The following is a 13,975-nucleotide window of genomic DNA, read 5'->3' as shown; positions in this document are numbered from 1 at the left end:
TGAGCCTGCCTTCGTGCTAGGCGCGCGGCCATGCGAGCCCTCCGACTCTTCGCCGAACGCGACCTTCGACTGACCGATATCGAGCCGCCGCCCCCGCCCGCCGCGGGTGAGGTGCAGCTGCGGATTCGCGCCATCGCCCTCAATCACATCGACCTGTGGGGCTTCCGCGGCATGGCCTTCGCCAAGCGGACGCTGCCCATCACGGTGGGGGTCGAGGCGGTGGGCGAGGTCGCGGCGCTGGGCGAGGGCGTGTCCGCCCTGGCGCTGGGCACGCGGGTGGTGCCCTATGGCGCGCTGGTCTGTGGCACCTGCCCGGCCTGCCGCGCGGGGCGCGAGAACCTGTGCGAGAACGTGAAGGGGCTGCGTGGCTTCCATGTGGATGGCTTCGCGCAGGAATACGTGAATGTGCCGGCGCGGCTGTGCGTGCCGGTGCCCGACGGGGTGAAGACCGAGGATGCGGCGACCACCGCCGTGACCTACGCCACCGTGCAGCACATGCTGTTTGACAACGCGAAGCTGCAGCCGGGCGAGACCATCATCGTGCACGCGGCGGGGTCGGGCATCGGCACCATCGCGGTGAAGATGGCCAAGTCGCTCGGCTGCACCGTGATCGGCACCATCGGCAGCGAGGCGAAGCGCGCCCAGGCCGAGGCGCTGGGTGTCGACCATGTGGTGAACTACACCGATGACCGCTTCGAGGCCGTGGCCCGGCGTGTGACCAAGAAGGTCGGCGTGGATGTGGTGTTCGAGCATGTGGGCGCCAGCACCTGGGCCGGTTCGCTGCTGTCGCTGAAGATGGGCGGGCGGCTGGTCACCTGCGGGTCCACCAGCGGTGTCTCGGCCGAGACCAACCTGATGATGCTGTTCCAGCGCCAGCTGAAGCTGATGGGCAGCTTCGGGTCGCCGCTGCATTGCCTGGGCGAGGGCCTGGCGAAGATGGCCGAGGGCATCACCCCCGTGATCGATTGCGTGCTGCCGCTGGAGCGTTTCGGTGAGGGGCTGGAGCGGCTGGAAACCCGGAAGGTGTTCGGCAAGGTGGTCGTCACGCTGTGACGGCTTTCGCGGAGCGGCTGCTGGCCGGGCTGGTCGCCGTCCTGTTCGGCTTCATGCGGCTGCTGGGCTCGCGCGCGGCGCCGGCGCTGGGCGGCTGGGTGGCGCGGGCCCTGGGGCCCTATGTCGGGCGGTCGCATCGCATCATGATGCAGAACCTGGCCCTGGCCTTCCCGGAAAAGGACGAGGCGTGGCGCCGCGACGTCGCCCGCCAGGCCTGGGACAATCTGGGCCGCACCGCCTGCGAATACGTGCATCTGGCCGAGATTTTCGAGGGCGCCTGGCCGCCGAGCCCCGGCGCGCGCGTGACGCTGAGCGAGGAGGGCCTCGCGCTGTTCCATCGCCTGGCGGCCGAGAACAAGCCGGTTTTGGTGTTTGCCGCGCATCTGGCGAATTGGGAAATGCCCGCCGTGGCGGCGCATGCGGTGGGGCAGAACGCAGCCATCCTGTACCGCACGCCCAACAACCCGCGCATCGCGGAGATGATCCGCAAGATGCGCGAGCCGATCATGGGCCGGCTGATCCCGGCCAAGATGACCGCGCCCATTCAGTTGGCCGAGGCCTATGAGGAAGGGCTGAACCTGGGGATGCTGGTGGACCAGCGCTTCGGGCGCGGGCCGCAGGTGCCCTTCTTCGGGCATGACGTGGCGGCCAACCCGCTGCTGCCGCGCCTGGCCGCGCGGTATGGCGCGCCGATGTACGGCATGCGCGCGATCCGCCTGCCCGAGGGGCGGTTCAGGCTGGAGTTGGAAGGCCCCTTCGAGCTGCCGCGCGACGCGCGCGGCAAGGTGGATGTGCCCGCGACCACCGCCCTGATGAACCGGGTGATCGAGCGCTGGGTGCGCGAGAACCCCGGCCAGTGGCTATGGATGCACCGGCGCTGGCGCTGAGTTACAGCGCCCGCCAGCCGATATCCCGCCGGCAGAAGCCTTCCGGCCAGTCGATGGCGTCCACGGCGGCATAGGCGATCTTGCGCGCCTCGGTAAGGTTCGCTGCGCTGGAGGAAACCCCCAGCACCCGTCCGCCGGAGGCCAGCACCTGGCCCTCCTTCGCCACGGTGCCCGCGTGGAACACCACGGCACCCGGAATGGCGGCGGCCTTGTCCAGGCCCTTGATCTCGCTGCCCTTGCCATAGGCGCCGGGGTACCCGCTGGTGGCCATGACCACGACCATGGCGCTGTCGTCGCGCCATTCCACTGTCTTGCCCGCCAGCTCGCCCTTCGCGGCGGCCAGCAGCAGCGGCAGCAGGTCGCTTTTCATCCGCAGCATCAGCGTCTGGCATTCGGGGTCACCGAAGCGGACGTTGAACTCGATCAGGCGCGGGCCGGTGGCGGTCAGCATCAGCCCGGCGAACAGCACGCCGGTGAAGGGGGTGCCGCGGGCCGCCATCACGTCCAGGCAGGGGGTGATGATGCGCTCCATCACCTCGGCCTCGATGGCGGGGGTGAAGGCGGGGGCGGGGGAATAGGCGCCCATGCCGCCGGTGTTGGGGCCGGTGTCGCCATCGCCCACGCGCTTGTGGTCCTGCGCGGCGGCCAGCGGCAGGGCCACGCGGCCGTCGCAGAGCGCGAAGAAGCTGGCTTCCTCGCCCATCATGCATTCCTCGATGACGACCGAGGCGCCGGCATTGCCGTGCACCCGGTCCTCCATGATCTCGGTGACGGCGGCCTCGGCTTCCTCGACCGTCATGGCGACGACCACGCCCTTGCCGGCGGCCAGCCCGTCGGCCTTGACCACGATGGGCGCGCCCTGGGCACGGATATAGGCGCGGGCGGCCTCGGCTTCCTCGAAGCGGGCCCAGGCGGCGGTGGGGGCTTTCGCGGCGTCAGCGACCTGCTTGGTGAAGGTCTTGCTGCCCTCCAGCGCCGCGGCTTCCTGGCTGGGGCCGAAGCAGGGGATGCCGGCGGCGCGGCAGGCATCGGCCAGGCCCAGCGTCAGCGGGGCCTCGGGGCCGGCGACGACCAGGTCCACGGCGTTGGCGGTAGCGAAGGCCACCAGGGCCGGGATGTCCTCGGCGCCGATCGCCACGCATTCGGCCACATCCACGATGCCGGCATTGCCCGGCGCGCACCACAGCTTCGTCAGCAGGGGGGACTGCGCCAGTTTCCAGCACAAAGCGTGTTCCCGCCCGCCGCCACCGACCACCAGAACCTTCATGCGCGCACCTCATCTGCCCCGGCCGCCCCGGGCGCGGGGTGCCTTGGGGCGCGGGTTAGCATAAGTTGGGCGGATGGAAACCCAGACCAACATGCCCGAATTCGCGGTGGGTGAGCTTGCCGGCGCCATCAAGGGCGTGTTGCGGGAGGCTTTCGGCCGCGTGCGGGTGCGTGGCGAGATCACGGAATGCAAGCGGTACCCTTCCGGCCACATCTATCTGTCGCTGAAGGATGCGGACGCGAAGCTCGAATCCGTGGTCTGGAAGATGTCGGTGCGGAACCTGGCGGTGCAGCCCGAGAACGGGCTGGAGGTGATCGCGACCGGCCGCATCGATACCTATGCCGACCGCAGCAAGTACCAGCTGGTGATCGACCGGCTGGAATATGCGGGCGAAGGCGCGCTGCTGGCGAAGATCGAGAAGCTGCGCGTGGCGCTGAAGGCCGAGGGGCTGTTCGACGCAGAGCGCAAGAAAGCGATCCCGCTGTTGCCGGCCCGCGTGGGTGTCGTGACCAGCGAGAAGGGCGCGGTGATCCAGGACATCCGCACCACCATCGCGCGCCGGTTTCCGCGCCCGATCCTGCTGTGGCCGGTGCAGGTCCAGGGGCAGGGCTCGGCGGAACTGATCGCGCGCGCGATCGAGGGGATGGGCGCGCTGCCGCCCGGGCTGCGGCCGGATGTGCTGATCGTCGCGCGTGGTGGCGGCTCGCTGGAGGACCTGATGGCCTTCAACGAGGAGGTCGTGGTGCGGGCGGCGGCGAATTGCCCGATCCCGCTGATCTCGGCCGTGGGGCATGAAACCGATACCACGCTGATCGACTTCGCCTCCGACCGCCGGGCGCCCACGCCCACGGCTGCCGCCGAGATGGCGGTGCCGGCGCGGATCGAGCTGCTGGCCGACCTTTCCCAGCGCGGCGGGCGGCTGCATCACGCCATGCGGGGCTGGATGGAGCGCGCGCGCGGTGCGCTGCTGCGGGCTGAGCGCGGCATGCCCGCCATGCCCGATGTGGTGGCCGGGCTGCGTCAGCGGCTGGATGACCGGGGGGAGCGGCTGCGCCAGGCGCTGCCTGGCCTGATCGGTGCCAAGCGGGCGGCGCTGACCCGCCTGCACCTGCCGCACCCGCGTGAGGGCATCGCGGCCCGGCGCGGCATGCTGGCTCTGCTGGCGGAGCGCCTGCGGGGCGGCTTCGCTGCCGGCCAGGCGCGGCGGCGCGCGGCGCCGATGCTGGCGCGCTTCAGCGAGGGGCCCGTGCTGGCCCGGCTGCGGGAACGCCGCACGGCGCTGGACGGGCTGTCGGCGCGGCTTGAGTCGGTGTCCTATCAATCAGTGCTGGCGCGCGGCTTCGCGCTGGTGCGCGATGCCAAGGGCCGCGCCGTGACGCATGCCGCCGAGGTGAAGCCCGGCGCCGCGCTGACCATCGCCTTCCAGGATGGCGAGGCGCATGTCCACGCCGACAAGCCCAAATCCGAGCCGCTGCAAGGGAGCCTGTTCTGATGCTGCGTCGAAGCCTGCTTGCCACCCCCGCCCTGCTGTTGGCCGCCCCTGCCCAGGCCCTGGAGCTGCCCGCCGAGGCCGCCCAGGGCGGCATGCTGATCGGCCGGGGCGCGCAGGGGCTGCGGTTGAGCCTGGAAGGCCGTGCCATCCGCGTCGCGCCCGGCGGGGAGTTCGTGCTGGGTTTCGGCCGCGACCATGGGCCCGAGGCGGTGCTGCACATCACCGATGCCCAGGGCCGCGCCAGCCAGCGCCGCATCGCGGTGCGCCCGCGCGAATGGGACGTCCAGCGCATCCAGGGCCTGCCGCCCGCGCAGGTGTCGCCCGACGCCGCCGCCCTGGCGCGCATCACGGCCGAGCGCCAGCGCCTGGCCGCCGCCCGCGCCACCGACAGCGCGCGCACCGGTTTCCTGGACGGCATGGCCTGGCCGGCGCGCGGGCGGATCAGCGGTGTCTATGGCAGCCAGCGCATCCTGAACGGTGAGCCGCGCGCGCCGCATTTCGGGCTGGATGTGGCGGGGCCGGTGGGCACGCCGATCAGCGCCGCCATGCCGGGCCGCGTGGTGCTGGCCGGGGATTTCTTCTTCTTCGGCAAGCTGCTGGTGATCGACCACGGGCATGGGGTGCACACGCTGTATGCGCATCTGTCCGCGCAGCATGTGGGCGAGGGGGCGGATGTGGCGAAGGGCCAGCATGTGGCGGCCATGGGGGCGACGGGCCGGGTGACCGGGCCGCATCTGCACTTCTCGCTCGGGTGGTACTCCACCTGGCTGGACCCGCAGCCGTTGCTGGCGGGGTAAGCCCGCCAGGGGCAGTGCCCCTGGCGAGAAGGCGCCCGTTACTTCCTGCGGGCGTCCAGCACGATCCCCAGATCGCGCAGCTTCTCGATTTCCTTCTCCGAGAAGCCATGCGTCTTCAGCACCGCTTCCGTGTCCTGGCCGTAGCGCGGCGGCTCGCGCCGCGTGCCGCCCGGGGTGCGGGACATCTTGATGGGCGTGCCGAGGCCACGGAACCAGCCGAGCTCCGTCACCATCTCGCGGTGGGCGGTGTGCTCGGCGGCCATCGCCTCGTCCACATGCGTCACCGGGCCGGCCGGCAGGCCGGCGGCCAGCAGGCGCGGGCACAGCTCGAAGCCGTCCTCGACGGCCAGCCGCGCATCCAGGATCTCGGTCAGCGCCACGCGGTTCACCACGCGGTCGCCGTTCTTGGCGAAGCGCGGGTCGGTGCCGAGTTCCGGAATGCCCAGGAAGTTGCACAGCTTGCGGAAGGTGGCGTCGTTGCCCACCCCCATGAAGATGTCGCAGGTCTTGGTGGTGAAGGTGGCATAGGGCGCCAGGTTCGGGTGCGGGTTGCCCGTGGCGACCGGACGCTTGCCGTTCAGGAAGTGGTTGGCGGCATGCGGGTGCAGCAGCGCCATGCCGCAATCATGCAGCGTCATGTCCAGGTACTGGCCCTGGTTGCTCGACTGGCGCTCGATCACGGCCATCAGGATGGCGATGGCGGAATACAGGCCGGTGCCGATATCGACCATCGGCACACCCAGGCGCGTGGGACCGCTGGTGGCGGTGCCGTTGATCGACATCAGGCCCACGATGGCCTGCACGATCGCGTCATAGCCCGGCGCGCCGCCCAGCGGCCCCGTGGCGCCGAAGCCCGAGACGCGGCAATGGATCAGGCGCGGGAAGCGCTTGGACAGCACCTCCTGGTAGCCCAGGCCCCACTTCTCCATGCTGCCGGGCTTGAAGTTCTCGATCAGCACGTCGGCTTCTTCCAGCAGGCGCAGCAGCACCTGCACGCCCTCGGGCTTGGAGAGGTCGAGGCCGACCGACTTCTTGTTGCGGTTCACGCCGATGAAGTAGCTGGCGTCGCCTTCATGGAACGGAGGGCCCCAGTCGCGCACTTCGTCACCGAGGGGCGGTTCCAGCTTGATCACCTCGGCGCCATGGTCCGACAGGATCATGGTGCAGTAGGGCCCGCCCAGCACGCGCGTCAGGTCGATCACCTTGATGCCGGCCAGCGCACCCGCGCTTTTGGCCAAACCCTTGCCTTCCGAAATGGGAAGCGCGTCCGTCATGCGGCAGCCTTTCTGTTGAACACCCGGGCGCAGAATTCCGGGTAGGTTTCCAGCATCTCGTCGCAGATCGGCCCGCGCAGCAAAGCGAGCTCCTCCGCGGTGGGTGCCGGGGTGAAGGGGATATCCCCCTCGACGTCGAAATCGAAGCCGGTGGCGGCGCGGATGTCCTCCACCGTCTCACCGGGGTGCAGGGATTGCAGGCTGAAGCGGCCGCGGTCCGGGTGGAACTGGAACACGCAGCGGCCGGTGACCAGCGCCTGGGCATGGCCGCGCCGGAACACGCCGGGAGCCGAGATGCCGAGGGCGGAGATGTTGTCCACGCGGTCCACCAGCACGCGGGGGGAGTGTTCCTCCCGGAACAGGATGGTGCGGTGGGTCATCATGTACATGAAGGCGCTGCCGAAGCTGCCGGGGAAGCGCACGCCCTTCCCAGGCCACTCGCCGGTGCCGACCAGGTTCAGGTTGGCCTGGCCGTCGATCTGCCCGCCACCCAAGAAGAACAGGTCGATGCGGCCCTGGCCGGTCAGGTCGAACAGCTCTCGCGTGCCTTCGGTGAAGGGGTTGCCGCTGCGCTTGTGCAGCAGGGAGAGCCGCACGGGCGCGCCGGACTTCGCCACCAGCCAGCAGGCGGCGGCCGGCACGGGCGAGGCAGCGCCCACCGCGATATGCCGCGCGGGGGGCGCGGACGGGTCACGGATCAGCCGGGCGAGCGTGACGGCGAGGAGTTCCTCGGTGTTGTAGTCCATGGTTTTACTCCGCGGCCGCCGCGACGGGGTGGAAGATCTCCCGCGCCGCCCATTCCTGGAAGCCGGCATCGGTCTTGGCCATGCGGGCGTATTCCGCGACATAGGCCGCGTCGAAACCGTATTCGTCGAGCAGCGCCGCCGGGCGCGCGCCGCGCTCCGCGATCGCGATGCTGTCGATATAGGTCGCGTTGATGGTGCCGGAGGCCAGGCGCTCATCCTCCAGGAAATTGCCTTCGACCACGCGCTCCACCGTGACCAGCGCGCGCTTGCTGGCATGGGCGATGGTGGCGCATTCGCGCCGGCGGCCGAGCCAGACATTGCCGTGGCTGTCCGCCATCACGCCATGGAACACGCCGATATCGGGCGAGAGGGCAGGCAGCAGGACGATGATGTCGCCCTCGGGCCCGAAGGGGTTCTGGATGACCTTCCAGTCCGGGCGGTTGGCCAGGATGTCGCTGCCGATCAACCCGCGCAGCGGCATGAAGGGCACGCCCTTCTCGGTGGCCTGCAGCATGGTGTGCATGGCGGGGCAGGTGGCGTCGCGCACCACGATGCTGCCGGCGCGCAGGGCGGCGGTGAAGCGGGGGGCGAAGCCGGCCTCGCCGAGCGAGACGGCACTGGTCTGGATCTCGGCCACGCAGCCGGCACCGATCAGGATGTCGGAGGCGAAGCCCGAGACCGGCACGCCCACCAGGCGCAAGTTCTTCACGCCGCGCCGCGCGATGGCCATGGCCAGCGCCACGGAGGGCAGGGAGTTGTCGGGCGGCAGGGCCAGCATCGCGCCGTCCGGCACGGTGGCGGCCATGGCATCGAGTGCGATGGGCTGCATTGGGTTCGGTCCTCCTGCCTGCTTCGCCCGACCTTGCGGTCGGGTTACAGGCTTGGGGCGACCTTACAGCACGGGCGGCCTATGCCAAGCGGCCTCTCACCCCTGTTCCAGCTCGCTGTCCCAATACAGATAGTCGCGCCAGCTTTCGTGCAGGTAGTGCGGCGGGAAGCTGCGGCCGTTCTCCTGCAATTCCCAGCTGGTGGGCTGCCGGGGTTCGTCACGCAGCAGCATGTTGCACTCGCGCGGCAGCTTGCTGCCCTTGCGCAGGTTGCAGGGGCCGCAGGCGGTGACGACATTGTCCCAGCTGGTGCGCCCGCCCCGGCTGCGCGGAATGACGTGGTCGAAGGTCAGCTCATGCGTCGGGAAGGGCAGGTTGCAGTACTTGCACTCGAAGGCATCGCGCAGGAACACATTGAACCGCGTGAAGGCCGGGCGCCGGGCCGCCGGGATGTATTCCCTGAGCGCGATCACCGAGGGCAGGCGCATGGTATGCGACGGGGAACGCACCTCCGTCTCGTACTCCGACAGCACGGAGACACGGTCCAGGAACACCGCCTTCACCGAATCCTGCCAGGACCACAGCGACAGCGGAAAATAGGATAGCGGCCGGAAATCGGCATTCAGCACCAGGGCCGGATAGCCGCCCGATACGCCACCACCAACAAGACTACCGTCAGGCAACGCGCCGCTCCTTCACCAGGGCGACGGGGCGGACAGAACAGGGTCAGCCTCGCCGCCAGCTTCAGCCGGGTACGGCGGACCACCACAACTGGTGTCCAGTAATCGTCAGAGGCACCAGAACTGGTAGCTCACCGCGAAACGCGCGTAAGGCTTCCCACGGAAGCGTGCGCTTCGCAAGGGCGACGCCTGCCTTACACGCAAGCTTCATGCGCCTGGAAACGGCGGAATGCCGCCGATCGGTGCTTTCGGGGGCGGGCGGGATGCGGCAGCCTTCGCGCCCATGACCTATTCGCTGACCGCGCGCTGCGCCGCCACGGGTGCCTTCGGCACCATCGTCACCTCCTCCTCCATCGCTACCGCCGCGCGCTGCGCCTGGGCGGGGCCGATGGGGGCGGTCGCCACCCAGAACCTGTCCGACCCGGCGCTGGGGCCGCAGGGCCTCGTGCTGCTGCGCCAGGGGCTGGGGGCGCAGGCGGTGGTGGACCTGCTGACGCGCTCCACCCGCGGGCTGCAGCACCGCCAGGTGGCGGTCGTGGACCGCATGGGCGGCATCGCGCATTTCTCGGGCGACCAGGCGATGGCGGTGGCGGCGGTGGCCCAGGGACGCGACTGCATCTCCATGGGCAATCTGCTGGCGAACGATACCGTGCCGGCCGCCATGGTCGCGGCCTTCGAGGCCAGTGCCGGCGAGGCCCTGGCCGAGCGGCTGATGCGCGCGCTGGAGGCGGGGCTCGAAGCCGGCGGCGAGTTCGACGACGAGCATGGCGCGGGCCTGCTGGTGGCGGATCGCTTCGACTGGCCGGTGGTGGACCTGCGCGTCGACTGGCACGAGGAGCCGGTGGCCGAGCTGCGCCGGTTGTGGGAACGCTATCGCCCGCAGCAGGCGGCCTATATCGCCCGCGCGCTGGATGCCGACTCCGCGCCCGGGTTCTGAGGGGCTTCCCGCCCGCCCGTGATGGGGGCAGGCTTCGCCCCCATGAAGATCGTTACCGAAAAGCGCCCCGCCACCGGCCGTTCCATGGTCGTCACCAACCACCCGGCGGCCTCGGCGGCCGCGGCGTCGATGCTGGCGGAGGGCGGCACGGCGATCGATGCCGCCGTCGCCGGCCTGCTGGCGCTGACGGTGGCGGAGCCCATGATGGTGGGCATGTTCGGCGGCGGCATGTTCCACATGCGCGGCGCGGACGGCACCCACACGGTGCTGGACGGCCAGTCCATCGCGCCCGCCGCCGCCCACGCCACCATGTACACCCCGGCCAAGCCCGACGACCCGCTGGTGATCGAGGCGGTGGACAAGGCCAACACGCTGGGCGCGCTGTCGGTGGCCGTGCCGGGCAATCTGCTGGCCTGGGCCGCGGCGCTGGAGCGCGAGGGCCGGTTCTCGCTGGCTGATGTGATGCAGCCGGCCATCCGGCTGGCGAAGCGCGGCTTCCTGGCCACCCCCTATCTGAGTGAATGCGCCGCGACCGCCGGTGAGGACCTGCTGCTGGACCCGGGCATCGCGGCGCTGTTCATGCCGGGCGGCGAGCCGGTGAAGCCCGGCACCCGCGTCATCAACGGCGCCCTGGCCGAGACGATGGAGACCATCGCCAAGGAGGGCCCGGGCGCCCTGCATGGCGGTTCCATCGGTGCCTCGGCCTGCGCCGAGATCGCGGCGCGCGGCGGCATCGTGACCAACGCCGACCTGGCGGGGCACAGCATGATCCCCCGCGAGGCCGTGCGCGGCACCTATCGCGGCTTTGAGATCGTGCTGCCGCCTCCGCCCTCCGCGGCCGGGGTGCATGTGGTGCAGATGATGAACCTGCTGGAGGGCTTCGATGTCGGCGCCATGGGCTTCGGCAGCGTGGAGGATCTGCACCTGAAGGCCGAGGCGCTGCGCATGGCCTTTGCCGACCGCGCGGCGGCCACCGCCGACCCGGCCTTCGTGCCGGTGCCGGTCGCCAAGCTGATCAGCAAGGAGTACGCGGCCCAGCGCCGCGCCGAGTTCGACCCCGCGCGCAGCCGCGCCTGGCCCGCCGGCGTGACGCCCGGCGAGGCGCACACCACCCACCTGACGGTCGCCGATGCCGAAGGGCGGATCGTGGTGGCGACCCACACCATCAACTCGCTGTTCGGGGCGCGCTTCCTGCTGAAGGAGACGGGGCTGATCCCGAACAACTACATGGCGCTGTTCAACCCGCGTCCTGGTCTCGCCAACTCCATCGCGCCGGGCAAGCGGGTCACGACCTCCATGTCGCCCATGATCATCCTGAAGGACGGCAAGCCCTGGGCGGCGCTGGGCCTGCCGGGTGGTTTGCGCATCTTCGGCAGCGCCTTCCAGGCGGCCATCAGCCTGATCGACCATGGGATGAGCGTGCAGGAAGCGGTGGAGGCGCCGCGCATCTGGACCCAGGGCGGCCCGCTGGAGGTCGAGCGCGGCTTCCCCGAGGCGATCAGCGATGCGCTGGCGGCCAAGGGGCATGTGGTGCAGCGCGTGCCGCATGTGGGCGGCGGCATGTGCGCCATCCGGTTCATGGAGGACGGGATGATGGAAGGTGCGGCCTGCTGGCGTGCGGATGGCACGCCGATCGGGCTGGCGGGCGGGCTGGCGCGCGCCGGCGTCCGGTTCTTCCCGGACGCGCCGCGCTAAGGCCGGAGCGTCTGCCTGGCCCGGGCCGCGGCTTCCAGCCCGGCCCAGCCATAGCGCATCGGCGTCATCCGCGCCGCCGCCCATGTCTTGTGCTGGTCCGCGTAATGCGGACTGCCGGGATGGCCCGAGGCGCCGTGGAACACGGTCCAGAGGCTGTTTTCCCAGTTCCCTACATCGAAGGCATAGCGCGACAGCGCGCCATAGCCGGCGCGCGGGCCGATCTGCGCGATCAACCCATTGGCCATGACGCAATCGCCGTCCCCGCCCAGCGCCTCGGCCGGGATGTCCAGCACGGCCGCGGCGTCGGGGAACAGCGCTGACAGCGGGTGAGCCAGCTTGGGGCGGTGGGTCTCGCCCCAGGGCTCGGAGGGCGGGTTGGCCGCTACTTCCTCCAAAGCCGCGCGCAGCAGGTCATCCCAGCTTGCACCCTTCAGCAGGGCGGCGTCGTCGGCGCGCAGCAGGGCGGGCAGGTTCCACCACAGCTGCATCAGCGGCGCCACGCCGGGGGCGGGCGACAGGTACGGGTGGCTGCCCAGCGCGCCCAGACCGCTGACGGCGGCGAAGCGCTTCGTCAGCGCCAGGCGGAAGGCGATGTAGCGCCCGGCGGTGACGGAGCCCGCCTCCATGCGGGCATCCCAGCCGGCCAGTTCGGCGCGAAGCGCCTCGGCGGGGCCGCTGCAGGCCAGGGCGCGCAGGCGGGCCAGGAAATCGGCGGCGGGCTGGGACTGCACATCGCCATGAATGGCGGCGGCACCGGCCGGGCTGCGGGTGGCGGCATCGCCCAGCAGCAGGGCCGCCACACGGCGCGCGCGATAGGGCGGGTGGCAGTCGGTCAGCAGGTAGTCCGGGTGGTCCTCATCGGCGATGCGGTTGTTGGCGGTGACGATGATGTGGCCCTCGGGGTCATGGATCACCGGCATGTCCTCATGCGCGATCCAGCCCTGCCATTCGTGATCGCCGGTCCAGCCGGGCATGGGCAGCCAGCCGTTTTCCCGCGCGCGCTTCGGCAGGCGGGCGCGCAGCAGCCAGCCGATGTGCCCGGCGGTGTCGCCGGCCACCAGATTATGGTCGATCAGCCCCCAGCCGCGCGTCGCCTCATACAGGCTGCGCACGTCATCGGCGCGCAGCATGCGCGGCAGGCAGTCGAAGGAGAGGTCGGTCTCGGCGAACTGCACGCTTTTCAGCGTCAGGGCATGGCCGCCGGCGGGCTCGCCGGCGATGACAGGGCCGTGGCGCGTCACCACGATCTCCACCTCACGCGGGGCCTCTCCCCGGATGGCGATGGTCTCGCTGCGCCGCTCCACCGCTTCCCAACTGCCCTGGAACTCGGCGTGCTGCGCGCCTTCGTCGAAGCGTTCGACATAGACATCGTGGATGTCCGCGAAGCCGTGGGTGACGCAATAGGCCACGCGCCCGTTATGGGCGAAATGCGGAAAGCCAGGCACGCCCGGCACCGTCAGGCCGATGACGTCGAACTCTTCGCAGGCCAGATGGCCCTGGGCGTACATGTTCGGCATCTCGAACACGCGGTGCGGGTCGCCGGCCAGCACCGGGCGGCCGGTTTCACTGAGCGCGGGGCCGACGGCCCAGTTGTTGCTGCCGCCGCCGGTGGCGTCCGGGGCGGCGGCCTCCATCAGCGCCTGCACGGCCGGCGCCAGCTCGGCCAGGCTGGCGCGCCAGCGATCGGCCTCGGCGCCCTGGGGCATCAGCAGGAAGTCGCGGCCGCCATCGTCATAGCGCAGGCTGGTCACGGCCTCGCCCGCCACTGGCAGGGCGGCGGCGCGCCACAGCTTGAACCACACGCTGCCCATCAGCAGGCCCAGGCGCCGCATGACGGCGATGGTGTGCCAGCCCTCCCAGGGCTCGGGCGTGGCGCCCAGCAGCGTGTACTCGATGGGCAGCGGGGCGCCGCTGGCGATGAAGGCGTTCACCCCGGCGGCATAGGCCTCGATCATGGCCTTTGCCTCATCGGTGAGGGCGGCGGCGTCGCGGCGGCTCGCGGCCTCCACCCCCAGCCGCCGGGCCAGCGCGTCGGCGCCGAAGGCGGCAGCACCCAGCCATTCGGCGCTGCGGCCCAGCGCGCGCCGGCGGTTCAGCTCCATCTGGAACAGCCGGTCCTGCGCGTGGCAGAAGCCCTGGGCCAGGAAGGCGTCGCGCGTGGAGCCCGCCTTGATGTGCGCGATGCCCAGATCGTCGCGCAGAACCGTCGCCGGGCCGTCCAGGCCGGGGATGCGCAGCTCTCCATCCAGCGGCGGCACCGCCTCCCGTGCGATCTTCTGCCAATCCATCGGCTCACCTCTTTGCTGGACGTGTCTTGCCG

Annotated in this window: 12 protein-coding genes; 6 read left to right on the top strand and 6 right to left on the bottom strand. The window is 70.8% G+C overall.

What is annotated here, in order from left to right; all coding sequences use genetic code 11:
* The first annotated feature begins 30 nt into the window (after positions 1-30).
* Positions 31-1,053: a zinc-binding dehydrogenase gene (locus EOD42_RS20150; protein ID WP_127789376.1), complete on the top strand. Its 1,023-nt coding sequence runs from the start codon at positions 31-33 to the stop codon at positions 1,051-1,053.
* A complete protein-coding gene (locus EOD42_RS20145) occupies positions 1,050-1,940 on the top strand; it encodes a lipid A biosynthesis lauroyl acyltransferase (RefSeq protein WP_127789375.1) in 891 nt (296 codons plus the stop codon). The genes EOD42_RS20150 and EOD42_RS20145 overlap by 4 nt, the downstream gene beginning before the upstream one ends.
* 1 nt (position 1,941) lies before the next feature.
* On the opposite strand, the gene purD is transcribed toward EOD42_RS20145, so the two are convergent.
* Positions 1,942-3,207, bottom strand: a complete 1,266-nt coding sequence (purD, locus tag EOD42_RS20140; protein ID WP_127789374.1) for a phosphoribosylamine--glycine ligase — start codon at positions 3,205-3,207, stop codon at positions 1,942-1,944.
* Positions 3,208-3,280: 73 nt separating this feature from the next.
* Between purD and xseA the strand changes: the two genes are divergently transcribed.
* Positions 3,281-4,699, top strand: a complete 1,419-nt coding sequence (xseA, locus tag EOD42_RS20135; protein ID WP_127789373.1) for an exodeoxyribonuclease VII large subunit — start codon at positions 3,281-3,283, stop codon at positions 4,697-4,699.
* Positions 4,699-5,496, top strand: coding sequence for a M23 family metallopeptidase (locus tag EOD42_RS20130; RefSeq protein WP_240655226.1), 798 nt, complete (start codon positions 4,699-4,701; stop codon positions 5,494-5,496). The genes xseA and EOD42_RS20130 overlap by 1 nt, the downstream gene beginning before the upstream one ends.
* Positions 5,497-5,534: 38 nt before the next feature.
* Here the strand turns inward: EOD42_RS20130 and EOD42_RS20125 are convergent, their stop codons facing one another.
* From EOD42_RS20125 to EOD42_RS20110, 4 genes are all read right to left on the bottom strand, one after another.
* Positions 5,535-6,770, bottom strand: coding sequence for a CaiB/BaiF CoA transferase family protein (locus EOD42_RS20125; RefSeq protein WP_127789371.1), 1,236 nt, complete (start codon positions 6,768-6,770; stop codon positions 5,535-5,537).
* Positions 6,767-7,516 (bottom strand): CoA-transferase, encoded by a 750-nt coding sequence (locus EOD42_RS20120; RefSeq protein ID WP_127789370.1) that lies wholly within the window; start codon positions 7,514-7,516, stop codon positions 6,767-6,769. Before EOD42_RS20120 ends, EOD42_RS20125 begins: the two co-directional genes overlap by 4 nt.
* A 4-nt stretch (positions 7,517-7,520) precedes the next feature.
* On the bottom strand, positions 7,521-8,345 hold the full coding sequence (locus tag EOD42_RS20115; protein ID WP_127789369.1) for a CoA transferase: 825 nt from the start codon (positions 8,343-8,345) through the stop codon (positions 7,521-7,523).
* 96 nt (positions 8,346-8,441) lie between these two features.
* Positions 8,442-9,026, bottom strand: coding sequence for an HNH endonuclease (locus EOD42_RS20110; RefSeq protein ID WP_127789368.1), 585 nt, complete (start codon positions 9,024-9,026; stop codon positions 8,442-8,444).
* Between the two features lie 226 nt (positions 9,027-9,252).
* Here EOD42_RS20110 and EOD42_RS20105 point away from each other — a divergent pair, with 226 nt between their 5' ends.
* Together EOD42_RS20105 and ggt are read left to right on the top strand one after the other, a co-directional pair.
* Entirely contained in the window at positions 9,253-9,960 is a 708-nt protein-coding gene (locus EOD42_RS20105; protein WP_206020410.1) for a DUF1028 domain-containing protein, read from the top strand.
* 42 nt (positions 9,961-10,002) lie between these two features.
* A complete protein-coding gene (gene ggt / locus EOD42_RS20100; RefSeq protein WP_240655225.1) occupies positions 10,003-11,655 on the top strand; it encodes a gamma-glutamyltransferase in 1,653 nt (550 codons plus the stop codon).
* Here the strand turns inward: ggt and EOD42_RS20095 are convergent.
* On the bottom strand, positions 11,652-13,943 hold the full coding sequence (locus EOD42_RS20095; RefSeq protein WP_164868032.1) for a penicillin acylase family protein: 2,292 nt from the start codon (positions 13,941-13,943) through the stop codon (positions 11,652-11,654). The genes ggt and EOD42_RS20095 overlap by 4 nt on opposite strands.
* Between the last annotated feature and the right edge of the window lie 32 nt (positions 13,944-13,975).

The organism is Rhodovarius crocodyli (assembly GCF_004005855.1).
Taxonomy (GTDB): domain Bacteria; phylum Pseudomonadota; class Alphaproteobacteria; order Acetobacterales; family Acetobacteraceae; genus Rhodovarius; species Rhodovarius crocodyli.
Note: the sequence above shows the minus strand (reverse complement) of the source record. Positions and strands in the feature narration are given on the sequence as shown.

Coding starts and splice junctions, on each gene's coding strand:
- EOD42_RS20150 (WP_127789376.1), top strand. CDS start 31: ATGCGAGCCCTCCGACTCTTCGCCGAACGCGACCTTCGACTGACCGAT.
- purD (WP_127789374.1), bottom strand. CDS start 3,207: ATGAAGGTTCTGGTGGTCGGTGGCGGCGGGCGGGAACACGCTTTGTGC.
- xseA (WP_127789373.1), top strand. CDS start 3,281: ATGGAAACCCAGACCAACATGCCCGAATTCGCGGTGGGTGAGCTTGCC.
- EOD42_RS20130 (WP_240655226.1), top strand. CDS start 4,699: ATGCTGCGTCGAAGCCTGCTTGCCACCCCCGCCCTGCTGTTGGCCGCC.
- EOD42_RS20125 (WP_127789371.1), bottom strand. CDS start 6,770: ATGACGGACGCGCTTCCCATTTCGGAAGGCAAGGGTTTGGCCAAAAGC.
- EOD42_RS20120 (WP_127789370.1), bottom strand. CDS start 7,516: ATGGACTACAACACCGAGGAACTCCTCGCCGTCACGCTCGCCCGGCTG.
- EOD42_RS20115 (WP_127789369.1), bottom strand. CDS start 8,345: ATGCAGCCCATCGCACTCGATGCCATGGCCGCCACCGTGCCGGACGGC.
- EOD42_RS20105 (WP_206020410.1), top strand. CDS start 9,253: ATGCCGCCGATCGGTGCTTTCGGGGGCGGGCGGGATGCGGCAGCCTTC.
- ggt (WP_240655225.1), top strand. CDS start 10,003: ATGAAGATCGTTACCGAAAAGCGCCCCGCCACCGGCCGTTCCATGGTC.
- EOD42_RS20095 (WP_164868032.1), bottom strand. CDS start 13,943: ATGGATTGGCAGAAGATCGCACGGGAGGCGGTGCCGCCGCTGGATGGA.